27 protein-coding genes and 1 pseudogene are annotated in these 21,929 nt (G+C 69.1%); 23 read left to right on the top strand and 5 right to left on the bottom strand.

What is annotated here, in order from left to right; genetic code table 11:
• The 3 genes from BN948_RS27515 to BN948_RS23085 all read left to right on the top strand — a co-directional run.
• Window positions 1–1,005 (top strand): flagellin (locus BN948_RS27515; protein WP_035624133.1); only part of this gene is annotated, 1,005 nt, incomplete at its 5' end.
• A gap of 206 nt (window positions 1,006–1,211) precedes the next feature.
• Window positions 1,212–1,619, top strand: coding sequence for a flagellar export chaperone FliS (gene fliS / locus BN948_RS23090; protein WP_009519680.1), 408 nt, complete (start codon window positions 1,212–1,214; stop codon window positions 1,617–1,619).
• A gap of 1 nt (window position 1,620) precedes the next feature.
• Window positions 1,621–1,935: a flagellar protein FliT gene (locus BN948_RS23085; RefSeq protein ID WP_009519679.1), complete on the top strand. Its 315-nt coding sequence runs from the start codon at window positions 1,621–1,623 to the stop codon at window positions 1,933–1,935.
• A 58-nt stretch (window positions 1,936–1,993) separates the two neighbouring features.
• Here the strand turns inward: BN948_RS23085 and BN948_RS23080 are convergent, their stop codons facing one another.
• Window positions 1,994–2,371, bottom strand: coding sequence for a nuclear transport factor 2 family protein (locus BN948_RS23080; protein ID WP_009519678.1), 378 nt, complete (start codon window positions 2,369–2,371; stop codon window positions 1,994–1,996).
• Window positions 2,372–2,399: 28 nt separating this feature from the next.
• Window positions 2,400–2,720, bottom strand: coding sequence for a flagellar hook-basal body complex protein FliE (fliE, locus tag BN948_RS23075; RefSeq protein WP_009519677.1), 321 nt, complete (start codon window positions 2,718–2,720; stop codon window positions 2,400–2,402).
• A 174-nt stretch (window positions 2,721–2,894) separates the two neighbouring features.
• Between fliE and fliF the strand changes: the two genes are divergently transcribed.
• The 16 genes from fliF to BN948_RS22995 all read left to right on the top strand — a co-directional run bounded on the left by fliF (window position 2,895) and on the right by BN948_RS22995 (window position 16,881).
• Window positions 2,895–4,580, top strand: a complete 1,686-nt coding sequence (gene fliF / locus BN948_RS23070; protein ID WP_009519676.1) for a flagellar basal-body MS-ring/collar protein FliF — start codon at window positions 2,895–2,897, stop codon at window positions 4,578–4,580.
• A gap of 15 nt (window positions 4,581–4,595) precedes the next feature.
• Window positions 4,596–5,594 carry a flagellar motor switch protein FliG gene (fliG, locus tag BN948_RS23065; RefSeq protein ID WP_009519675.1) on the top strand — a complete coding sequence of 333 codons (999 nt, stop codon included), beginning with the start codon at window positions 4,596–4,598 and terminating at the stop codon, window positions 5,592–5,594.
• Entirely contained in the window at window positions 5,591–6,295 is a 705-nt protein-coding gene (locus tag BN948_RS23060; protein ID WP_009519674.1) for a FliH/SctL family protein, read from the top strand. The genes fliG and BN948_RS23060 overlap by 4 nt, the downstream gene beginning before the upstream one ends.
• Before the next feature lie 4 nt (window positions 6,296–6,299).
• Window positions 6,300–7,790, top strand: a complete 1,491-nt coding sequence (gene fliI, locus BN948_RS23055; RefSeq protein WP_009519673.1) for a flagellar protein export ATPase FliI — start codon at window positions 6,300–6,302, stop codon at window positions 7,788–7,790.
• A complete protein-coding gene (gene fliJ / locus BN948_RS23050) occupies window positions 7,787–8,266 on the top strand; it encodes a flagellar export protein FliJ (protein WP_009519672.1) in 480 nt (159 codons plus the stop codon). Before fliI ends, fliJ begins: the two co-directional genes overlap by 4 nt.
• A complete protein-coding gene (locus BN948_RS23045) occupies window positions 8,263–9,525 on the top strand; it encodes a flagellar hook-length control protein FliK (RefSeq protein ID WP_009519671.1) in 1,263 nt (420 codons plus the stop codon). The genes fliJ and BN948_RS23045 overlap by 4 nt, the downstream gene beginning before the upstream one ends.
• A gap of 125 nt (window positions 9,526–9,650) precedes the next feature.
• Window positions 9,651–10,214, top strand: coding sequence for a flagellar basal body-associated FliL family protein (locus tag BN948_RS23040; RefSeq protein WP_009519670.1), 564 nt, complete (start codon window positions 9,651–9,653; stop codon window positions 10,212–10,214).
• 18 nt (window positions 10,215–10,232) lie between these two features.
• Complete coding sequence (gene fliM, locus BN948_RS23035; protein ID WP_035624129.1) at window positions 10,233–11,237, top strand: flagellar motor switch protein FliM; 1,005 nt, start codon at window positions 10,233–10,235, stop codon at window positions 11,235–11,237.
• 20 nt (window positions 11,238–11,257) lie between these two features.
• The gene (gene fliN, locus BN948_RS23030; RefSeq protein WP_009519668.1) at window positions 11,258–11,671 is read left to right on the top strand and encodes a flagellar motor switch protein FliN; all 414 of its coding nucleotides are present in this window, start codon (window positions 11,258–11,260) and stop codon (window positions 11,669–11,671) included.
• Window positions 11,672–11,683: 12 nt separating this feature from the next.
• Complete coding sequence (locus BN948_RS23025) at window positions 11,684–12,055, top strand: FliO/MopB family protein (protein WP_009519667.1); 372 nt, start codon at window positions 11,684–11,686, stop codon at window positions 12,053–12,055.
• 1 nt (window position 12,056) lies between these two features.
• Window positions 12,057–12,833, top strand: a complete 777-nt coding sequence (fliP, locus tag BN948_RS23020) for a flagellar type III secretion system pore protein FliP (RefSeq protein WP_035624126.1) — start codon at window positions 12,057–12,059, stop codon at window positions 12,831–12,833.
• A 10-nt stretch (window positions 12,834–12,843) separates the two neighbouring features.
• Window positions 12,844–13,113, top strand: a complete 270-nt coding sequence (fliQ, locus tag BN948_RS23015; protein WP_009519665.1) for a flagellar biosynthesis protein FliQ — start codon at window positions 12,844–12,846, stop codon at window positions 13,111–13,113.
• A gap of 115 nt (window positions 13,114–13,228) precedes the next feature.
• Window positions 13,229–13,993, top strand: coding sequence for a flagellar biosynthetic protein FliR (gene fliR / locus BN948_RS23010; protein ID WP_009519664.1), 765 nt, complete (start codon window positions 13,229–13,231; stop codon window positions 13,991–13,993).
• A gap of 95 nt (window positions 13,994–14,088) precedes the next feature.
• The gene (locus tag BN948_RS23005) at window positions 14,089–14,700 is read left to right on the top strand and encodes a TetR/AcrR family transcriptional regulator (protein ID WP_009519663.1); all 612 of its coding nucleotides are present in this window, start codon (window positions 14,089–14,091) and stop codon (window positions 14,698–14,700) included.
• An 85-nt stretch (window positions 14,701–14,785) separates the two neighbouring features.
• Complete coding sequence (locus BN948_RS23000) at window positions 14,786–15,484, top strand: SDR family oxidoreductase (protein WP_009519662.1); 699 nt, start codon at window positions 14,786–14,788, stop codon at window positions 15,482–15,484.
• Between the two features lie 2 nt (window positions 15,485–15,486).
• Window positions 15,487–16,881, top strand: a complete 1,395-nt coding sequence (locus tag BN948_RS22995; protein ID WP_009519661.1) for an MATE family efflux transporter — start codon at window positions 15,487–15,489, stop codon at window positions 16,879–16,881.
• A gap of 15 nt (window positions 16,882–16,896) precedes the next feature.
• On the opposite strand, the gene BN948_RS22990 is transcribed toward BN948_RS22995, so the two are convergent.
• Window positions 16,897–17,352 (bottom strand): hypothetical protein, encoded by a 456-nt coding sequence (locus BN948_RS22990; protein WP_009519660.1) that lies wholly within the window; start codon window positions 17,350–17,352, stop codon window positions 16,897–16,899.
• A 115-nt stretch (window positions 17,353–17,467) separates the two neighbouring features.
• Between BN948_RS22990 and BN948_RS22985 the strand changes: the two genes are divergently transcribed.
• A complete protein-coding gene (locus tag BN948_RS22985) occupies window positions 17,468–18,511 on the top strand; it encodes a GSU2403 family nucleotidyltransferase fold protein (protein ID WP_009519659.1) in 1,044 nt (347 codons plus the stop codon).
• A gap of 17 nt (window positions 18,512–18,528) precedes the next feature.
• On the opposite strand, the gene BN948_RS22980 is transcribed toward BN948_RS22985, so the two are convergent.
• Both BN948_RS22980 and BN948_RS22975 read right to left on the bottom strand, forming a co-directional pair.
• Window positions 18,529–19,158: a response regulator gene (locus BN948_RS22980; RefSeq protein ID WP_009519658.1), complete on the bottom strand. Its 630-nt coding sequence runs from the start codon at window positions 19,156–19,158 to the stop codon at window positions 18,529–18,531.
• A complete protein-coding gene (locus tag BN948_RS22975) occupies window positions 19,136–20,290 on the bottom strand; it encodes a hybrid sensor histidine kinase/response regulator (RefSeq protein WP_009519657.1) in 1,155 nt (384 codons plus the stop codon). The genes BN948_RS22980 and BN948_RS22975 overlap by 23 nt, the downstream gene beginning before the upstream one ends.
• Window positions 20,291–20,452: 162 nt before the next feature.
• On the opposite strand from BN948_RS22975, the gene BN948_RS22970 reads away from it, so the two are divergent.
• The 3 genes and pseudogenes from BN948_RS22970 to BN948_RS22960 all read left to right on the top strand — a co-directional run.
• Complete coding sequence (locus BN948_RS22970; protein WP_009519656.1) at window positions 20,453–20,896, top strand: hypothetical protein; 444 nt, start codon at window positions 20,453–20,455, stop codon at window positions 20,894–20,896.
• A gap of 45 nt (window positions 20,897–20,941) precedes the next feature.
• On the top strand, window positions 20,942–21,304 hold the full coding sequence (locus BN948_RS22965) for a response regulator (protein ID WP_009519655.1): 363 nt from the start codon (window positions 20,942–20,944) through the stop codon (window positions 21,302–21,304).
• 29 nt (window positions 21,305–21,333) lie between these two features.
• Window positions 21,334–21,900, top strand: a pseudogene (locus tag BN948_RS22960) (Hpt domain-containing protein); the annotation flags it as partial.
• Window positions 21,901–21,929: the final 29 nt, after the last annotated feature.

The raw sequence follows: 21,929 nt of genomic DNA, 5'->3' as shown, positions 1-21,929 counted from the left end.
CTCAACGTCGCCGCCCGCAACGCCAACGACGGCATCTCCCTCGCACAGACCGCCGAAGGCGCACTGGGCAAGGTGGGTGACATGCTGCAGCGCATGCGCGAGCTGGCCGTGCAGTCGGCCAACGCCTCCAACAACAGCGACGACCGCAAGGCCCTGCAGGCCGAGGTGACCCAGCTGCGCGACGAGATCGACCGCGTGGCCAAGACCACCAGCTTCAACGGCACCAAGCTGCTGGATGGCACGTTCGCCAACGCCACCTTCCAGGTCGGCGCCAACGCCGGTGAAGGCATTGCCATCGAATCCATCGTCTCGGCCAAGTCCGACACGCTGGGCGAGACGCCGGTGCACATGACCGCGCAGATCAACAACGCCGCCGACCCCGTGGCGCCCGCCGTGCTGGCCGCCATGGACGCCGGCGACCTGCAGGTGGACGATGCCTCCGGCACCGCCATCGACCTCGGCCCCATCGGCGAAGCCACCACGGGCGCGCAGCGCTCGCAGCAGATCGTGGACGCGATCAACGCCAAGTCCTCGGACACCGGCGTGTTCGCCTTCGCCACGCTCGACGCCACCGGCGCCGTCACCGGCTACCGCGTCTGGGCCGAGCGCGCCCTGACCGCGGCCGGCGACTTCACCGGCTTCGGCGCTGCCACCACCGGCACCGTGACCGACACCGCCGCCGTGGCCAACGCCGCCATGGACGACGTGAGCATCGAGAGCTACGGCGAATCCCAGCTCGCGCTCAAGGTGATCGACTCCGCCATCGACGCGATCAACAGCTCGCGCGCCGACCTCGGCGCCCTGCAGAGCCGCTTCGAAAACGCCGTGGCCAACATCAACATCACCGGCGAGAACCTCTCCGCCGCGCGTGGCCGCATCGTCGACGCCGACTTCGCCAAGGAAACCTCCAACCTGTCGCGCTCGCAGATCCTGCAGCAGGCCGGCACCGCCATGGTCGCCCAGGCCAACCAGAACGGCCAGAACGTGCTGTCGCTGCTGCGCTGATCGGCCTGGCCCTTCGGGGCCGCCCCACGCCCGAGACGGCGGCGGCCCCCCCAAAGGCCGCCGCCGTTGCCTTTTGAAGCGACGCAAACCCTCTCCAGGCATCCCGGGAAACGGCCATGAAACCCACCTCTGATCGCCCACCAAATACCTACAGTCCGGCGCGGGACGGCCGATACATAAGGCATAGCCAGCAAGGAACCCCCGCCATGTTCACCTCCGTCAACACCCGCTCCGCCTCCGTCTACAAGCGCGTCGCCGTGGAAACCGGCGTCCAGGCGGCGGACTCGCACCGCCTCGTGGGCATGCTGTTCGACGGCCTGCTGCAGGCCGTGGCCGCCGCACGCGGCGCCATGGAGCGCGGCGACCTCGTGGTCAAGGGCGAGCAGATCGGCAAGGCCGTTCGCATCGTCGAGGAAGGCCTCAAGGCCGGCCTGGACCCCGCCGGCGGCGAAATGGCGCAGAACCTGCGCGCCCTGTACGCCTACAGCGTGCGCCGCCTGACCGAAGCCAACCTGCGCAACGACCCGAGCGCGCTGGCCGAGGTGGCGACCCTCATCGAACCCGTGGCACAGGCCTGGCAGGACATCCGCGGCCAGGCGCTGCAAGGAGCCTGACATGTCCAACCTGGAGCAACACGGCTTGATCGACTACTACAAGGCCATCGAGCGCACCAGCGACCAGATGCTGGCCGCCGCGCAGGCCGAGGACTGGGACCGCGTGGTGCGCCTGGAAGGCGCCTGCGCGGTGCTCATCGCGCAACTGCGCTTCAAATCGCGCGACGCCGACCTGGCCCCGGACGAGCGCAAGGAAAAGGCCCGCATCATGCAGCGCATCCTGCGCACCGACGCCGAGATCCGCTGCCTGGCCGAGCCCTGGCTGGCCGACCTGGCGCAGATCATCGACCGCAGCAGCGCGGCACCGACGCATTGAGCACGAGCGGGCGCGAGCCGCGCTCCGCCAGATCAAAGGGCGCCATCGGCGCCCTTTGTCATTGGGGCGGTCGCGGGGTGAACTGGGCGGGGTCGTAGAAGAATTGTTCCTTGACGATGCGCTCGCCGCGCCATTCCTGATAGGCCAGTTCCTCGAGTTCGCGGATCAGCCCGTCGGGCGACTCGAAGCGGAAGCGCCAGCGGATGACCACCAGGTCGCCGTTGACGAACACCGGCCCCACGCACCACGACTGCACGGACTTCGTGCGCGCCATGGCCTTGGCCTCGTTGGCGATCAGGGCCTCACGGCCCACGCGCGGCGGCGACAGGTTCTCCTGCATGGAGGCGTCGGGCGCGTAGAACTCCTCGATCGCCTCGACGTGGGCGTTCTGCTCGACGCGGGCGATGAAGCGGGCCAGGGTGTCGGGGCTGGGCATGGCCCGGATTCTGACCCAGACCGCGCCTTCACACCGACATGTTCATGACATCCGTATACGCCTGCACCATGCGGTTGCGCACGTGCAGCGCGCTCTGGAAGCCGATCTGCGCCTTCTGCATGGAGATCATGGTCTCCTCCAGGCTGACCTTCGGGTTGCCCATTTGCACCTCGGTCTGCAGGCGGCTGGCCTCGTTCTGGACGTCGCTCACCTTCTGCAGAGCGGCCTTGAGGTTGTCGGCGAAGGCCGCGCCCGCGCCGCCCGCGATGGCGGTGCCCGCGGCCGGGCGCTTGAACGCGGCCACGTTGCCGAGTGACTGGCTGGTCAGGGGGGACAGGCGCATGTCCATGGCGGACTCCTTGGCAAACCGGATGACAGGCCTGAATGCTAAGGACCCCCTCGGCAAGCCGGGCCGGAAATAAAGCCCCGATAAACCGCCTTTTTCCGGCACTGCCCGCCGACCCCCGCCGGGATACTCGTCCGCATTCGGGGCCTTTTGCGCCCCTTGCGAGCCATCCCGCCCATGAGCACCACCGCCGTCGCCGAAGTGAATGCCCAGCCCGTGCGCGCCAACGCGCTGGCCGAGGGCTTCGCGCGCATGGACAACGCGCAGAAGATCAAGCTCGGCCTGGGCGCGCTGGCGCTGCTGGCCATCGCCCTGGCCTTCTTCTTCATGGGCCGCCAGCCGGATTGGCGCGTGCTCTACGCCAACCTGGGCGACAAGGACGGTGGCGCCATCGTGGCGCAACTCTCGCAGATGAACGTGCCCTACAAGCACGCCGAGGGCGGCGGCGCCATCATGGTGCCGGCCGACAAGGTGCACGACACGCGCCTGCGCCTGGCCTCGCAGGGCCTGCCCAAGGGCTCGGTCACCGGCTTCGAACTGATGGAGAGCAACCGCTTCGGCATGACCCAGTTCCAGGAGCGCCTGAGCTTCCAGCGCGGCCTGGAAGGCGAGCTGACCCGCTCGATCCAGTCCCTGGCCTCGGTGCAGGCCGCGCGCGTGCACCTGGCCCTGCCCAACCAGAACGGTTTCTTCCGCGAACAACAGAAACCCAGCGCCTCCGTGCTGCTGACGCTGCACCCCGGCCGCACGCTGGACCGCGCGCAGGTCGCCGGCATCGTGCACCTGGTGGCCAGCAGCGTGCCGGAGATGAACCCCAAGGCCGTGAGCGTGGTGGACGACCAGGGCAGCCTGCTGTCCAACCCGCCCGATGGCCAGAACGCCCCCGGCGCCGACGTGCAGAAGCTGCAGTACGCGCAGCAGCTGGAGCAGCTCTACACCCGCCGCATCCTGGACATGCTCGAGCCCCTGGTGGGCGCGGGCAACGTGAAGGCGCAGGTCAGCGCCGACATCGACTTCTCGCAAGCCGAGATGACCTCGGAGCAGCACCGCCCCAACCAGGGCAACGAGCCCAGCGCGGTGCGCAGCCAGCAGACCATCGAGGACGGCAGCCCGGCCAGCGCCCAGCCCGCCGGCGTGCCCGGCGCGGTGAGCAACCAGCCACCGGCCACCGGCAGCGCGCCCATCAACGGCGCGGCGGCCCCCGTGGGCGTGGCCCAGCAGGGCAGCACGGACAAGCCCGGCAATACACGCCGCGAATCGGTCATCAACTACGAGGTGGACCGCACGGTGCGCACCGTGCGCGAGTCCAGCGGCACCATCAAGCGCCTGAGCGCGGCCGTGGTGGTGAACCACAAGACCTCGCTGGACAAGAACGGCAAGCCCGTCACCAGCCCCATCCCGCCGCAGCAGATCGAGCAGATGACCGCCCTGGTGCGCGAGACCATCGGTTTCAATCAGACGCGCGGCGATTCGGTGAACCTGGTGAACGCACCGTTCAACGAGGTGGTGGTCACCGAGCCCGAGGCCCTGCCCTTCTGGCAGCAGGCCGACAACGTGGAGCTGGCGCGCAGCCTGGCCTTCCCGCTGGGCATGCTGGGCCTGGGCCTGATCGTGCTGATGGGCATGGTGCGCCCGGCGCTCAAGCTCATGAAGTCGCCGGCGCCGAAGCCGATCACCGAGGTGCAACCGCTCAACGCCGTATTGAACGAAATGCCCGAGCGCCCCGGCCTGCCGATGCCGACAGCCGATGAGGAAACGCCGGAGAAGCGACGCATCGCCGACGCCAAGCGCCTGGCGCTGGAAAACCCCGCAGCGGTGGCGAACATCGTCAAGGGCTGGGTGAACGGCGAGCCGGCCACCTGACACAGGGACGAGACCATGGACGACAACGGATTGCAGGACGCGGCCATCTTCCTCATGTCGCTGGGCGAGGAAGAGGCGGCCGAGGTGTTCAAGCACCTCAGCCCGAAAGAGGTTCAGAAGCTGGGCGAGACCATCGCGCGCACGCGAGCCGTCTCCCACGAGCGCGTGGACCAGGTGATGCAGCGCTTCACCACCACCGCCTCGTCGCAGAGCCTGCTGGTGAGCGACACCGACAACTACGTGCGCGCGGTGCTCAAGCGCGCACTGGGCGACGACAAGGCGGCGCTGCTGATCGACCGCATCCTGCAGGGCGGCGATGTCTCGGGCATCGAGAGCCTGAAGTGGATGGACCCGCTGTCCATCGCCGAACTGCTGCGCAACGAACACCCGCAGATCGTGGCCGCCATCCTGGTGCACCTGGAGGCCGACCAGACCGCCGCCGTGCTGAAGAACTTCACCGAGCGCACCCGCAACGAGGTGATGCTGCGCATCGCCACGCTCGAAGGCATCCAGCCGACCGCGCTGAAAGACCTCAACGAGGTGCTCTACAAGGTGCTGGCCGGCGGAGACAAGATCCGCAAGACCTCCATGGGTGGCGTGAAGACGGCCGCCGAGATCATCAACATGATGGGCACGCAGATCGAGAGCTCGGTGATCGAGTCGATCCGCGACTTCGACCCCGAGCTGGCCCAGAAGATCATGGACAAGATGTTCATCTTCGAGGACCTGCTCAAGCTCGACGGCAAGGCCATCCAGCTGGTGCTCAAGGAAGTGGCCACCGACCAGCTCATCGTCGCGCTCAAGGGCGCCACCAACGAGCTGCGCGAGCTGGTGCTCTCCAACATGTCCTCGCGCGCGGCCGAGGCGCTGCGCGAAGACCTCGAAGCGCGCGGCCCGATCCGCCTGTCCGAGGTGGAAGCGCAGCAGAAGGAGATCCTCAAGGTCGTGCGCCGACTCTCCGACGAAGGTCAGATCGTGATCGGCGGCGGCGGCGAAGAGGAAGCCTTCGTATGACCCAGAAGCCGCGCAACGACCCCTATTCGCGCTTCATCCCGCGCGAGGAAATCGACGGCGTGGCCGCCTGGCAGTTCGCCGCCGTGGACGGCAGCGACCAACGCCCGGCCCTGCCCACCGACGCCGCGCCGGCGTCGGCACCGCCCGACGAGCGCGTGGCCGAGGCGCGCGAGCAGGCCTACGCCGAGGGTTTCCGCCACGGCCACGACGCGGGCGCGCAGTCGGTGCGCGACGCGATGGAGGCCACCATGCGCCGCACCGCCGAGGAAACGGCCGTGCGCATGGCGCAGTTGCTGCGCACCACGCGCGAGCACCTGAAGAACAGCGAACACGAGATCTCGCGCCACATCCTGGAGATCGCCTGCGACCTGGCTCGCCAGGTGGTGCGCCGCGAGCTCGTGCAGGACCCGACCCAACTGCAGGGCGTGGTGAGCGAGGCGATGTCCCAGCTCATCGACGACGGCCTGCCCGCCACCATCCGCATGAACCCGGCCGACCTCGCGCTCATGAAGGGCGCACTGCTGGAAACGCTGGGCGAGCCCGCGCCCGAGCTGGTGGCCGACGCCACCATCACCCCGGGTGGCTGCGTGCTCGAATCGAGCACCAACTCGGTGGATGCCACGGTGGAGAAGCGCTGGCTGCGCGCCATCGGCAACCTGGGCCTGAACGAGCCGTTCAACCCCGCTGACGCCGAGGTCTGAGCCGATGACCGACAGCACGTTTGACGAGACGCCGAGCCGCTGGGGCCACTTCATGGACGACCTGCGCGCCAGCGCGCAGGCGCCCACGCCGCTGGAGGTGCGCGGCACGCTCACCAAGCTGGCCGGCCTGGTGCTGGAGGCCGTGGGCCTGCGCGTGCCCGTGGGCGCGCAGTGCCTGATCGAGAACGGCCACAAGCAGCCGGTGCTGGCCGAGGTGGTGGGCTTCTCCAAGGACCGCGCCTTTCTCATGCCCGCGGGCGATGTGCAGGGCCTGGCCAGCGGCGCCAGCGTGACGCCGCTGCCGCCCTACCGCACCGTGCCCCGCCTGGGCCAGGACAACCCGCCGCCTTCGCCCAATGACCGCAGCGTGCTGAGTCTGCCCATGGGCGCCGGCCTGCTGGGCCGCGTGGTGGACGCGCACGGCCAGCCCATGGACCACCAGGGCCCGCTGCGCGAGGTGAGCGTCTCCCCGCTGGAGCGCGCGCCGCTCAACGCCATGGACCGCGACCCCGTGCGCGAACCGCTGGACACCGGCGTGCGCGCCATCAACGCCCTGCTCACCGTGGGCCGCGGCCAGCGCCTGGGCCTGTTCGCCGGCTCCGGCGTGGGCAAGAGCGTGCTGCTGGGCATGATGGCCCGCTACACCAAGGCCGACGTGATCGTGGTCGGCCTGATCGGCGAGCGCGGCCGCGAGGTGAAGGAATTCATCGAGGACATCCTCGGCCCCGAAGGCCGCCGCCGCTCGGTGGTGGTGGCCGCGCCGGCCGACGCGCCGCCGCTGGTGCGAATGCAGGGCGCCAGCTACGCCACGGCGATCGCCGAGCGCTTCCGCGACGACGGCCTGCACGTGCTGCTGCTGATGGATTCGCTCACGCGCTATGCGATGGCGCAGCGCGAGATCGCGCTGGCCATTGGCGAGCCGCCGGCCACCAAGGGCTACCCGCCATCGTGCTTCGCCAAACTGCCCCAGTTGGTGGAGCGCAGCGGCAACGGTCTCAATGGCCGCGGCTCCATCACGGCCTTCTACACCGTGCTGTCCGAAGGCGACGACCAGCAGGACCCGATCGCCGACGCGGCGCGCGCCATTCTGGACGGCCACATCGTGCTGTCGCGCGCGCTGGCCGAATCGGGCCACTACCCCGCCATCGACGTGGAGGCTTCGGCCTCGCGCGTGATGCACAACGTGGCGCCGCAGACCCACCTGGAACTGGCGCGCAAGTTCCGCGCGAACTACTCGCGCTACCAGAAGAGCCGTGACCTGATCCAGCTCGGCGCCTACGTGGCCGGCAGCGACCCGGAGACGGACCGCGCCATCGTGCTCTACCCCGGGCTGCAGCGTTTCCTGATGCAGGACATGCGCGAGGCCGCGCCCATGACCGAGAGCGTGCGCGGTCTGCAGACCGCGCTGCAGGAAGACAAGTCGGCGCGCGACGCGGCGGGCAACGCCCCGCGCGGCGCGCGGCCCCACCACAACCCGTATGAGGGCAACGCATGACCAAACAGGGGCTGGAGACCATGGACACGGTCATCGAGCTCGCCGAGCGCAAGCGCGACGAGGCGCTGGCCGCGTTGTCGGCCACGCGCCGCGAGCTGCAGGCCGCGCAAGAGCAGATGGACCAGCTCACGGCCTACGCCAACGAGGCGCAGCAACGCTGGCAGACGCGATGCGCCAGCGGCGTGGACGCCGCCTGGCTGATGCACCACCGCCAGTTCATGGCCAAGATCGACCACGCGATCGACTTCCAGACCGGCGTGCTCGCGCAGAAGCAGCACCAGATCGACCAAACCCAGCGCCAGGTGCATGAGACCGAACGCGAACTCGCCACGCTGCGGCAGTACGTCGCGCGCCAGCAGGAGGCGATCCAGCAGCGCCTGATGCGCCGCGAGCAGAAACAGACCGACGAGATGGCGCAGAACGCCCACCGCCGCCGCGCCGAATCCGACAGCACCTTCCAAAGCCTCCACACATGACCACGACCGCGCCCAGCAACGCCCACCCGCCCGCCACCCAGGCCGCGCACGGCCAGCCTGCGAACGCCTCGCGCACGGGCCAGGGTCAACAGCAGCCGACGGACCTGTTCTCCAGCCTGCTGGCCCTGCTGTCGCCCGACGCCCTGCCGCTGGACCCGCAGGGCGGCGAGCTGGCCGGCACCAGCCTGCCGGGCGATGACCCGCTGGCCAAAGACGTCACGGAGACCGACAACCCCCTGGCCGCCCTGATGGCCTGGACCGCGCCGCACGGCCTGGAGCCCGCGCCGCTCACCGGGGAAGGCTCACTGGCCGGCGAGACGCGCGGCCTGGATACGCGCGCCGACCGCCTGGGCGCCACGCCCGCCGACGGCCTGCTCGCGTCGAACGGCGCCACGCCGGGCCGACAGGTCGCAGCGCCCTGGCAGCCGACCGCGCGCACCCCGGCGTCACCGACCACCACCCCTTTCACCCCGAACCCCGCAGGCACGCCCATCGGTTCGGGCGACGCGCCCGCCACGCGCTGGAGCCGTGCCGCCTCGCCCGCAGACACCAACGCCAACGCCTGGCCCATGCGCAGCACGGTCGCGCTGGACACGCGCTTCCAGTCGGCCACGCCCACCGGCACGGTGGCGGCCTTCGTGGCCGGCGCGCCCGGCGTGGCCGATGCCGACGACCTGGCCCTGCCCGGCGCCTCCCCCACCGGCGGCGCGCGCGCCATCGGCGAGGCAGCCGCCAGCGGCGTGAGCGCCTTGGCTGACGCCGGCCTGGGTGGCGAGGCCTCGGCCGAGGGCGGCACCGCCCACGGCGACAGCGGCACCGAGCAGAACACCGCGCAAGACCCCTACGCCGCCCCGGCCGACGCCGACGCGGTGGAGGTGCAGCACTGGGGCGCGGGCACCATGCGCCACGCCAGCCTGCGCGTGGGGGAGGACGCCCAGAACGCCATCGACATCCAGCTCGCGCTGCGCGGCGACGAGGTGCAACTGGACATCCGCACCGACGACGCCGCCGCGCGCGAGGCGCTGCGCGAGCAAGCCCAGGGCGCGCTGGGCGAGCGCCTGCAGCAAGGCGGCCTGACGCTGGGCCAGGTTTCCGTGGGCGAGCAGGGCCAGGGCCAAGCTCAGGGCGAACTGCGCCGCGACGGCCAGGCCGCGCAGGCGACCGCGCACCGTGGTGCACGCACCGACACAGGGGAAACGGCGCCCGCTCGCCCGGCTTCTCCCGGCGCCAGCGACCGGGGCCTCGACCTCTTCGTCTGAGTCTCGGGGCGCGGGAAAGAACCGGTTTTTCCGCGCTTATCGAGTGAACGGCGAGGGGGGGCCCCTCCCACAATCCTTCTCAAGCCGCGCGCCTTTGAGCATGCGGCAACCGACGAAGGAGTGCCATGTCCGCCGCCGCCACCGCTGCCGCCCAACCGGTCGCCGAAGCCGCCCCCAAGAAGAAGGGCAAGAAACTGCTGTTCATCCTGATCGGCGTGGTCGTGCTCGCCATCGCGGGCGCGGCCGGCGCGCTGTTCATCCTGAAGAAGAACACCGCCGAGGACGAAGGGCACGATGAGGAAGAGGTCGCCGCGCACAAGCCGGTGGATCCCAAGTCGGCTCCCACCTTCCTGCCGCTGGACAACATGGTGGTCAACCTGGCCGACCCCGGTGGCAACCGCTACATCCAGATCGGCCTGACGCTGCAACTGCAGGACGCCCACACGGGCGATGCCGTCAAGGCCTTCATGCCCAGCATCCGCAGCCAGATCCTGGTGATCCTGTCCAAACGCACCGCCGAGGACGTGCTCAGCGCCGAGGGCAAGAGCAAGCTCAGCGCCGACATCATTGCCGCCGTCTCCGAGGTGATGGGCTACCCCACGCCCAAGGCCGAAGACGAAGGCAAGAAGAAGCGTGGCCCCGCCAGCCCGGTGCAGGCCGTGCTGTTCTCCAGCTTCATCGTCCAGTAAGCGCGGAGCGACAACGCCATGTCCGAATCGTTTCTGTCACAGGACGAAGTCGATGCCCTGCTGGAGGGCGTGACCGGCGAGAGCCAGAAGCTGGCCAAGGAAGAGGTGCCCGAAGGCGGCATCCGCAACTACAACCTCTCCAGCCAGGAGCGCATCGTGCGTGGGCGCATGCCCACCATGGAGATCGTCAACGAGCGCTTCTCGCGCAACCTGCGCATCGGCCTGTTCAACTTCATCCGCCGCAGCCCCGAGGTGTCGGTGGGCGGCGTGCAGGTGCAAAAGTACAGCGCCTTCCTGCGCGAGCTGGTGGTGCCCACCAACTTCAACATCATGGCCGTGCGCCCGCTGCGTGGCAACGGCCTGGTGGTGTGCGAACCCACACTGCTGTTCGGCGTCATCGACAGCCTGTTCGGCGGCACCGGCAAGTTCCACACCCGCATCGAGGGCCGCGACTTCTCGCCCACCGAGCAACGCGTCATCAACCGCCTGGTGGAGGTGGTGGCCGAGGAATACAAGAAGGCCTGGCGCGGGGTGTACCCGATCGAGCTGGCCTACCAGCGCTCGGAGATGCAGCCGCAGTTCGCCACCATCGCCACGCCCAGCGAGATCGTGGTCTCCACCAGCTTCACGCTGGAGATCGGCGACATCACCGGCTCGCTGCACATCTGCATCCCCTACGCCACGCTGGAGCCCATCCGCGACGTGCTGTATTCCAGCGTGCAGGGCGACGCCATCGAGGTCGACCGACGCTGGGTCAAGCTGCTCAGCCACGAGATCCAGGCCGCCGAGGTGACCATGGTGGCCGAACTGGCCAAGACCGAGGCCACGGTGGAGCAACTGCTGGCCATGCAGGTGGGCGACTTCATCGAACTCGACCGCCTGCCCACCATCACCACACACGTCGACGGCGTGCCGGTCTTCGAGTGCCAGTACGGCACGCACAAGGGCAAGTACGCGCTGCGCGTCGAGCGCAGCCTGCGCGGCAGCGACATGAACTGGCTCGGGTCGTCCCCCGATCTGTGACCGGCGTTCAGGAGAAAACCATGTCTACCGAAACCAACGAACCGAACCAGGACGCCATCGCCGATGAATGGGCGCAGGCGCTCGAAGAGCAGGCCGCCACCACGGTGGACGAAGGCGCACCCGCCTTCGAGGCCGACAACATCCCCGTCAAGACATCAAGCGGCGGCGCGCAGGACATCCAGATGGTGCTGGACATCCCCGTGCAGCTCTCGGTGGAACTGGGCCGCACGCGCGTGCCCATCAAGTACATCCTGCAGCTCGCGCAAGGCTCCATCGTGGAACTCGACGCACTCGCGGGCGAGCCCATGGACGTGCTGGTCAACGGCTACCTGATCGCGCAGGGCGAGGTGGTGGTGGTGAACGACAAGTTCGGCATCCGCCTCACCGACATCGTGACGCCGTCCGAGCGCATGAAGCGGCTCAGCCGCACCTGAAGGAACACCGACATGTGGCAGAACGCCTGGCCGGCGCTGGTCCTGCTCGCTCTGATGGTGGGCATCGCGTGGGCGCTGAAGTGGGCGCGCGGGCGCATGCCCGGCCTGCCGGGCGTGCCCGGACAGAGCGGCCCCTTCGTCAAGGTGCTGGGCAGCGTCTCGCTCGGCCCGCAGCAGCGCGTGGTCACCGTGCAGGTGGGTCGCGGCGAGGACGCCACCTGCCTGGTGCTCGGGGTCGCGCCGGGCAGCATCAACACCCTGCACGAGTTGGCGCTGCCGGCCGAAGCCGCAACGCCGCCGGCGCCTCCGACGCCGCTGGCTGGCGGTTTTGCCGCGCGCCTCGCTCAACAACTCGTCAAGGGCCCCGGCAATGCGCCGCGCTGACATGCCCCGCCTCGTCGGCCTGCGCGCGCTCGCGCTGTTGCTGGCGCTGATGCTGCTGTCCATCGGCGCCTGGGCGCAGAACGCGCCCGTGCCCACGCCGCAAGGTCCCTCGCTCCCGCTGGTGGTGGGCCAGGGCGCGGGCGGTGCCAGCTACTCGGTGCCGATCCAGACGCTGCTGTTCTTCACCGCGCTGTCCTTCCTGCCGGCGGTGCTGCTGCTGATGACGGGCTTCACCCGCATCGTCATCGTGCTCTCGCTGTTGCGCCAGGCCCTGGGCACGCAGTCGGCCCCGCCCAATCAGGTGATCGTCGGCCTCTCGCTGTTCCTCACGCTGTTCGTCATGGGGCCCACGCTCGATCAGGTCTACAGCAACGCCTACGGCCCGTATTCGCGCAATGAGATCAGCTTCGAGCAGGCGCTGCAGCGCGGCGAGCAGCCCATGCGGGCCTTCATGCTCAAGCAGACGCGCCAGTCCGACTTCGAGCTCTTCGCCAACCTGGCCCGCCTGCCCGACGACGTGACCGCCGAGAACGCGCCCTTTCGCGTGCTGGTGCCCGCTTTCGTCACCAGCGAGCTGAAGACCGCCTTTCAGATCGGCTTCATGATCTTCATTCCCTTCCTGGTCATCGACATGGTGGTGGCCAGCGTGCTCATGTCGCTGGGGATGATGATGCTCTCGCCCGTGCTGGTGGCGCTGCCCTTCAAGCTCATGCTGTTCGTGCTCGCGGACGGCTGGAACATCCTCATCGGCTCGCTCGCCGCATCGTTCGCCCAGTAGGGAAGACACCATGGAACCGCAAGCCGCCCTCACCCTTGGCCAGAACGCCCTCTTCTTGCTGCTCGCTGTGGCCGCACCGGTGCTGGCCACGGTGCTGGGCGTGGGCCTGGTGATCAGCCTGTTCCAGGCCATCACGCAGATCCACGAACAGACCCTGTCCTTCGTGCCCAAGCTGATCGCCGCCATCGCGGTGTTCGCCATTGCCGGGCCGTGGATGCTCACCACCATGGTCGAGTTCATCCGCAGCACCATTTTGTCGATCCCCCAGTACGCCGTGTAAGTGAAACACCCCCGCCGCGCTCTGCGCGACCCCCTCAAGGGGGCGGCACCTGAGGCCCGGCAAAGCCGGTTCCTCGGTGCCCCTGGGTTCGGCGCTTGCACTCGATTCACAGCCCATGATCACCTTCACTGAAGCGCAGATCATGGCCTGGGTCTCGCCGGTGTTCTGGCCCTTCCTGCGCATCCTCGCGGTCTTCAGCAGCGCGCCCATCTTTTCCTCGCGCTCGGTGCCGGTGCGCACGCGCGTGGCCCTGGCCTTTCTCATCGCCTTCTGCGCGCAGGCCGCGCTGCCCGAGCAGCCGGTGGTGGCGCTGACGGATCCGCGCGCACTGGAAACCGTGGTGCAGCAGGTGCTGATCGGTCTGGCCATCGGCCTGGCGGTGCGCATCGTGTTCGCGGCGGTGGAACTGGCGGGCGAACTCATCGGCCTGCAGATGGGCCTGAACTTCGCCGGCTTCTTCGACCCCAGTACGGGCAGCCAGAGCAGCACCGTGGGCCGCTTCTTCGGCAACACCACCATGTTGCTGTTCGTGGTGATGGGCGGCCACCTCATGCTGCTGCAGGCCGTGATCTCCAGCTTCGGCACCTTCCCCGTGGGTGGCGGCGCGCTCGACGCGGTGAACACCATGCGCCTGCACGAGCTCGGCGCGGTGGTCTTCCGCTACGGCCTGTGGATCGCGCTGCCACTGATCGGCATGCTGCTGTTCATCAACATCGTGTTGGGCTTCGTCTCGCGCATCGCGCCGCAGATGAACGCCTTCGCCATCGGCTTTCCGATCACGCTGTCGGCCGGCCTGATCGGCATCGCCTTCACGCTGCCCATGCTGGACACGCCGGTGGCCGCGCTGCTGCGGCTGGCAACGGCGCTGTTCACCGGCTGAGCCGCTGCCGGGCCCGTGCGGGCCGAAAGCCCTCACGCATATGATGGCCATCATATTTGGCTAGACTCGCGCACCAGTTCATCCAGCCACTCTCCATGGACCAGCCCACCAGCCGCAAGCAGGCCACGCACGACCGCATCCTGGACACCGCCGCCGGCGTGCTGCGCGCCAGCGGTTTCCAGGGCGTGGGGGTGGCCGACATCATGAAGCGCGCGGGCCTCACGCACGGCGGCTTCTACGCCCACTTCGCGTCGCGCGAGGCCTTGCTGGCCGAAGCGCTGGAACGCGCCGGGCAGGACAGCCAGGTCCGCCTGCGCCGCGCGCTGGACGCCGGCGAGGCCAAGGGCGGCAGCCGGTTCCAGGCCCTGGTCGACAACTACCTCGCCGACCGCCACTTGCGCTCCCCCGAGAGCGGTTGCCCCGTGGCCGCACTGGCTTCCGAGATGCCACGCCAGTCCGACACCGTGCGCGAGGCCGCCGCCGCCCGCATCGAGGCCCTGACCCGGGCCGTGGCCGCCACGCTGGCGCCCGGGCAGCCGCGCGAGGCGGCCGGCGTGATCGCGTCGCAACTGGTCGGCGCCCTGCAGATCGCCCGCACGCTGGGCGACAACAGCAAGGGTCGCCGTCACCTGGCCGCCAGCCGGCGTTTCCTGCTGGAACAGTTCGCCCCGGACGACAGCGATGCGCCACCCGGCGCCACGCACTGACACCCAACGACCCAACGCGCGCCTCTGGCGCGCTTTCCTCAACGGCCACAAATATGACGGCCATCATATTCACCAGGAGTCTTCCATGCAGATCGAGAACGCCGTCGTCCTGATCACGGGTGCCAACCGTGGCATCGGCCTGGCCTTCGCGCGCGAGGCCCTCGCACGCGGCGCGAAGCGCGTCTACGCCGCCAGCCGGCAAGCCGCCAACGTGACGCTCGATGGCGTCACGCCCATCGAACTGGACGTGACCCGCCCCGAACAAGTGGCGCGCGCCGCGCGCGAACACGGCGACGTCACGCTGCTCATCAACAACGCGGGCGTGGCCGAGTTCGGTGGCTTCCTGATGCCCGACACGCTGGAAGCCCTGCGCCGCCAACTCGACGTCAACGTCTTTGGCATGCAGCGCATGGCCCAGGCCTTCGCGCCGGTGCTGGCGGCCAATGGCGGCGGCGCCATGCTCAACGTGCTCTCCATCGCGAGCTGGATCAACCGCCCGCTGCTGGGCACCTACGGCGCCACCAAATCGGCGGCCTGGGCGCTCACCAACGGCCTGCGGCACGAGTTGCTGGAACAGGGCACGCAAGTGACGGCGCTGCACATGGGCTTCGTGGACACCGACCTCACGCAGGGCATCGAGGCGCCCAAGTCCACGCCCGAGGCGATCGTGCGCGCCGCCTTCGACGGACTGGAGGCGGGTGACGCCGAGGTGCTGGCCGACGACATGACGCGCCAGGTGAAGCAGTCGCTCGCCAGCGCCACGGCCGCCTACCTGCCCGCCTGATCATGTCAAGCATCGCCGCGGTCCCCGGCACCGCCCCCACCAAAGCCGCCGACACCCGCCAGCGCATGTTGCACGGCCCCGTGCTGCCCACGCTGATGCGCCTGGCCACGCCCAACGTGCTGGGCCTGTTCGCCAACACCATCGTCATCGGCTTCGACGGCTACATCGTGGGCCGCCTGGGCGCCGACGCGCTGGCCGGCGTGGCGGTGGTGCTGCCGCTGGCCATGCTGATGCTGCACATGTCGGCGGGCGGCCTGGGCGGCAGCGCCACGGCGGTGGTGGCGCGCGCCGCGGGCGCGGGCGACGAGGCACGCGCCGCGCGGCTGGCCTGGCATGCGCTGGTGCTGGGCCTCATCGCTTCACTGCTGTTCACCTTGATCGCGGCCTCGCCGCTGATCTACACCGCCATGGGCGCGCGCGGGCCGGTGCTGGAACAAGCCGCCCGCTACGCTGCTGTGCTGTTCGCGGGCGCCTCGGCGGTGTGGACGGTCAACGTACTGGCCGGCGTGGCGCGCGGCACCGGGCAGATGGGCGCGGCCGCGCTGGCGCTCATCGGCACCACGGTGATGCACCTGCTGCTGGCGCCGCAACTGGTGTTCGGCTGGGGACCGCTGCCGCCGCTGGGCGTGGCGGGCGCCGCGGCCAGCACCGTCACCTGCAGCGCGGTGTCGGCGCTGGTGTTGCTGGCGTGGCTGTCGCGCCGTGGTGCGCCGGCGCGGCCCCTGGGCGCGGGCTGGCGGCTGCGGCGCGATGACACGCGCGAGATCCTGCGCCTGGCCTTGCCGTCGGCCATCAACCCGGTGCTGAGCAACGGCTCGATCGCACTCGCCACCGCCTATGTCGCCGGCTTCGGCAGCCTGGCCGTGGCGGGCTACGGCATCGCCGCGCGGCTGGAGTACATCCTGGTGCCCATCGCCTTCGGCATCGGCGGCGCGCTCACCGCCATGGTGGCCACCAACCTTGGCGCGCAACAGGCGGCGCGCGCCAAGCGCATCACCTGGACCGGCGCCGCGCTGGTGTGGGCCATCACGGGCGCGATCGGCCTGGTCGCCGCGCTGTGGCCGCAACTGTGGATGGCGGCGTTCACCCCGGACGCGGCCGTGCAGGCGGCGGGCGCGAGCTACCTGCGCATCGTGGGCGGCGCGTACGGCTTCTTCGGACTGGGTCTGGCGCTGTTCTTTGCCTCGCAGGGCGCGGGGCGGCTCACCTGGCCCCTGGTGGCCAGCGCGGCGCGGTTGGTGGTGGTGGCGGTGGGTGGCTGGCTGGCGTTGCGCCTGTCGGGCGATCAGCCGCAGGCGCTGTACGCGGTGGTCGGCCTGAGCCTGGCGCTCATGGGCCTGACGCTGGCCATCGCCACGCACCGCAGCGACTGGTCCGCGCCGGGCCGCTCGCGCTGAAGCCGGTTCATATCGTCACTCATCCCAGCGCAGGTCGGCGAGCTTCCAGTCGCCCCCCACCAGGCGCCACTCCATGCGCACGGTGTAGGGCTCGGCGCGCTCGGGGATCAGGCCCTGGGCGCCCGTCACCAGCACCTGCGCCTCGACACGGCCCAGCGTCGGCGTTTGCGGATCCACCCGCGCCTGACTCGACATGGCGATGAGCTTGATGTTCTGGAAGCGCAGGAAAGTGGCGGTGAGCATCCGGCGCGTGCCGTCGCGGTCGAGGTTGCCGCTGCCCTGGAAGTGCTCGTCGAGCAGGTCCATCACGTCGCCGATGTCGCGCGCCTCGATGGCGGCCTGAAGGGCCCGGGCAGCGGCTTCGAGCTTCGCCTGCGGGTCGTCCTTGCCGCAGGCGGCGAGCGCGGCAGACGCCACGAGCATGGCCAGCACGGCGCGGCGCCGTGCCCGAACCGCGGGGGTGGACAGCATGGAAACTCCCTGTGAGTACAGGTCGCGCAGTATGCATGCCGATGTTGTGCGGTCCTATGCTTCGATCGGACCACCCTGGAGTTATCATTACTTTTTTCAAATTAAGGATAACCGTATGGCTCTGCTCTATCGCGACCTTTCGGGCGCCGCCCAGGCCGCGTACTCCAATGCGGCCACGGCAATACGGTCCCTGGAAGCCCGGCGCGATGCCGGCATGCTGCCAGGCAACTTCGTCACCAAGACGGTCAAGGGCGAGCCCTACTGGTATTTCCAGTACTCCGATCTCTCCGGCAAGCAGCGACAGGTCTACGTCGGACGCGATGACGCCGCCACACGCCATCTGCGCGACGCGCACGTGAATTCGCCCAACCGCGACGGGCTGGATCACGCAAAACGCCTTGCGCGCGCCGCCATCGATCTCGGCTGTCCCGCGCTGACGCCCGCTCACTCGCGGGTCATCGCCAAACTGGCAGATGCCTCCTTTTTCCGCGTCGGCGGTGTGTTGGTCGGCACGCACGCCTATGCGGCCTACCAGAACCACTTCGGCATCCGTTGGGGCACGGCCGACAGCACCACCGACCTTGACTTCGCACATGACCAGCGCCTGTCCACGGCCATTGCCAGCGACGCACGAGCGGACGTCGCGTCCGCGATCGATGCCTTGAGCATGGGTTTCGTGCCCTTGAAGTCACTCAGCACGTACCAGAAAGCCGATGAGCCCGACTTCCAGATCGACTTCCTCACGACGATGGGCGGATCAGGCGAAGAGGCGGTGCACAACGAATCCCTGAATCTCAGGCTTCAACCCTTGCGATTCATGGAGTTCTCGCTGGAGGACCCGTTCCAATCCGTGGTCCTGGGCACCGCCGGCCCCATCGTGGTGAACCTGCCGCGACCGGAGAAGTACGGCCTGCACAAACTCCTGGTGGCTGCCGAACGAACCACCGAATACCGGGACAAGGTGCGCAAGGACCTCATTCAGGCTGCGAGCCTGATCGAATACCTGACGGTCAACGATCCGGATGCGTTGCGCGCGGCCGCCGACAACCTGCGAAGCCGCGGAAGTGGCTGGACGCGGCGCCTGAAGGAAGGGCTGAGGATGCTGCGCGCCACGGAGCTGGCGGCTTCCCTGGATGTCTCGATCGTCGCCGACAACTGACGCCGGCTCACACTTTCTCAGACCAGCCCGTTCCTGATCGCGTACACCGTCAGTTCCGCGTTGTTCGACAGGTGCAGCTTCTCCAGCACCCGCGCGCGGTAGACGCTCACGGTCTTGGGGCTGAGCATCAGCTCCTCGGCGATGTCGCTGAGCTTGCGGCCCGAGGCGATCTTCTGCAGGGTCTGCAGCTCGCGCTCGGACAGGCTGGCGTGCAGCTCCTCGGTCTCGGGCGCGCTGAGCGTGTCCACCAGCATCTGCGCCACCTCGGGCGTGACGTATTTACGGCCCTGCTGCACCACGCGGATGGCGCCCACCAGTTCGGCCGGGTCGCCGGCCTTGTTGACATAGCCGCGCGCGCCCGCGCGCAGGCAGCGGATGGCGTACTGGTCCTCGGGGTACATCGAGACGACCAGCACCTTCACCGGTGAGCCCTCTTCCTTCAGCGCGCCCAGCACCTCCAGGCCACCGCGCCCGGGCATGTTCAGGTCGAGCACCAGCACGTCGCAAGGCGTCTTGCGCATGAGGTCGCGCAGTTCGGGGTAGCTGCCGGCTTCGCCGACGACCTGGATGTCGACCGCCTCGCTGATGGTGTCGCGGATGCCCCGCCGCACCACCGCGTGGTCGTCACACAAAATCACCTTGATCATGGGCTTCCTTGTGCTCCACGGGCGGCGGCAGTGTGTCGCCGCCGGGGAGCGGTACCGAGAGAATGACCGAGGTGCCGCGCGTCGAGGAGCTGACGTCCAGCCAGCCGCCGACCTTGGCCGCCCGCTCGCGCAGGCCCAGCAGGCCGAAGGACTTGTCCTTGCGCAGCGCGCCGCTGTCCAGGCCGGGGCCGTTGTCGCTCACCTCGAGCGTGAGCACGCCTTCACCGTCATTGAGATCGATTTCCACGTGGCTCGCGCCCTGGGCGTGCTTGGCCACGTTGGTCATGGCCTCCTGCGCGGTGCGGTAGGCCACCAGTTGCACGTCGCGCGGCACCTCGATGCGCTCGGCCGTGCGGCGCACGTGCACGCGCAGGCCGGTGCGCCGCTCGAAGTTCTGCGCCAGCCACACCACCGCGGCGACCAGGCCCTGGTCGAGGATGGGCGGGCGCAGGTTCATCATGATGCGCTGGCTCGCCCCCAGCGCGTGCTGCACCATGTCCAGCGCGGTGTTTACGTGGCGCTGCATTTCGGAATCGTTGGCGCGGCGGCCTACCCAGGCCAGGTCAAGCTTCACGGCCGCCAGCGCGCCGCCGATGTCGTCGTGGATCTCGCGCGCGATGTCGGCGCGCTCCTGCTCGATGCTGGTCTGCAGGTGCTCGGCCAGTTCGGCCAGGCGCTGGCGCGACTCGGCCAGCTCGGCGTCGGCGCGCGCCTTGGCCCGGCGCGCGTCGCTGATCTCCAGTGCGCGCTGCACCACGTGGGCCAACCGGTGCATGCTGTCCTTGAGCAGGTAATCGCTCACGCCGCGGTGCATCGCGTCCACGGCGGCGGTCTCGCCAATGGCGCCGGAGAGGATGACGAAGGGGATCTGGATGCCCAGCTTGCAGGCCGCGTCCCAGGCGTCCAGACCGGTGAAGCCGGGCAGGTGGTAGTCGGCCAGCACGATCTCGTGGCGCCCGCTCTGCAACTCGCGGCGGAAGTCCTCCATCGTGTCCACGAGCGTGATCTCGTTGGGCAGTTGGCTGCGTTGCAGCGCGAACTTCACCAGCGCGTGGTCCACCCTCGAATCTTCGAGGTGCAGGATGCGCACCGGTCGCGGGTGGCTCGCTGTCGCTTCACCGGTACCGGTCATGGGAGGGGCTCTGTGTCGCCTGGTGAAGAGGTGAACGGGCGCCTGAAGGTGGCTGGAGAAGGCCAAAAGGGCTGAATTTCAGGCCGTTTTCGGTCGATACCCCAGGAGGCGGCTGCCGAAAATTGTAATACCCCGTATCCGTAAAGACCTCCCTCCGCAACCATGCAGACCAACGCATCGCCGCCGACCCCACCTTCGGTCACGCTGCCCGTGGCGCTGGTGGCCGATCTGCAGGACTCGCTGCTCATCGCCATGACCGACCTGCAGCGCCTGGAAGGCCTGCTGGACCACGCCACCGGCAACCTGCTGGAACGCTTCGGCAACGCCAACCGCGACCTGGAAGCCCTGGAAGGCGCCCTGGGCGAGGAACTCACCCGCATCCGCCACAGCCTGCACCAGGCCGTGACCGAGCTGCAGTTCCACGACATGGCCACCCAGTTGCTGGCTCACACCAGCGGCATGCTCAAGGGCTGCGCCTGGCGCCTGGCCGAGCAGGCCATCGCGCCCGAGGAAGACGAGGTGCCCCTGGACCTCGACCCCATGCCCGAACGCCCCAGCCCCGTGACCCAGAGCGAGATGGATGCGGGTTCGGTGGAGCTCTTTTAAGAACGCCCGCGAGCCGCCGATAACACCCGAAGAACGGAGAAACCCATGCGATCCATCCTTGCCGTCGACGATTCGGCATCCATGCGAAAAATGGTGTCCTTCACCCTCACGGGTGCCGGCTTTCACGTGGTGGAAGCCGTGGACGGCCAGGACGCCTGGGACAAAGCGCAGCACCACAGCATCGACCTGGTGCTGACCGACCAGAACATGCCCAACCTGGACGGCCTGGGGTTGACGCGCAAGCTGCGCGGCCACCCCAAATTCAAGAACACGCCGATCCTGGTGCTGACCACGGAGTCGAGTGACGCCATGAAGCAGGCCGGCCGTGCCGCAGGCGCCACTGGCTGGCTGGTCAAGCCCTTCGATCCGGGTCGCCTCATTGAAGTGATCAACAAAGTGATTCGCTGAGCAGCGACCAAGCAACCAGGAGCATTGATATGGGCGACATGATGAACGAGGGTCAACACCTCGGCAACGACATCGATCTCAGCCAGTTCTATCAGATCTTCTTCGAGGAAGCGGGCGAGAACATCGATCAGATGGAGCAGATGCTGCTCGCGCTGGACGTGGCCGCCGCGCAGGACGAGGAGCTCAACGCCATCTTCCGCTGCGCGCACTCCGTCAAGGGCGGCGCGGCCACCTTCGGTTTTGCCGACGTGGCCGAACTCACCCACCAGGCCGAGTCGCTGCTGGACAAGCTGCGCCGCCACGAACTGCAACCCACGGCCGCCATGGTGGACGTGCTGCTCGAATCGAGCGATGCCCTGCGCGGCCAGCTCGCCGTGCACCAGGGCAGCGCCAGCACGCCGCCCGACACCGGCAACCTGGTGGCGCGCATCTACGCGCTGGCCCAGGGCCAGGACGCACCCGCCGCCGTGGTGCCGGCACCGGTGGCCGCCCCGGCCCCCGCCCCCGTGGCCCGGGGCCGGGCCCGCCGGGGGGGGGGGGGGGGGGCCCGCCCGCCATGTCCAGCAGCGTCTGCGCCGCGCCCACCAGCAGCAGGGCCTTGCCATGACGGTAGCCGTCCTTGAGG

The sequence above is a fragment of the Hydrogenophaga intermedia genome, from assembly GCF_000723405.1.
GTDB classification, from domain to species: domain Bacteria; phylum Pseudomonadota; class Gammaproteobacteria; order Burkholderiales; family Burkholderiaceae_C; genus Hydrogenophaga; species Hydrogenophaga intermedia.
This window is presented reverse-complemented; position numbering and strand designations above follow the sequence as displayed.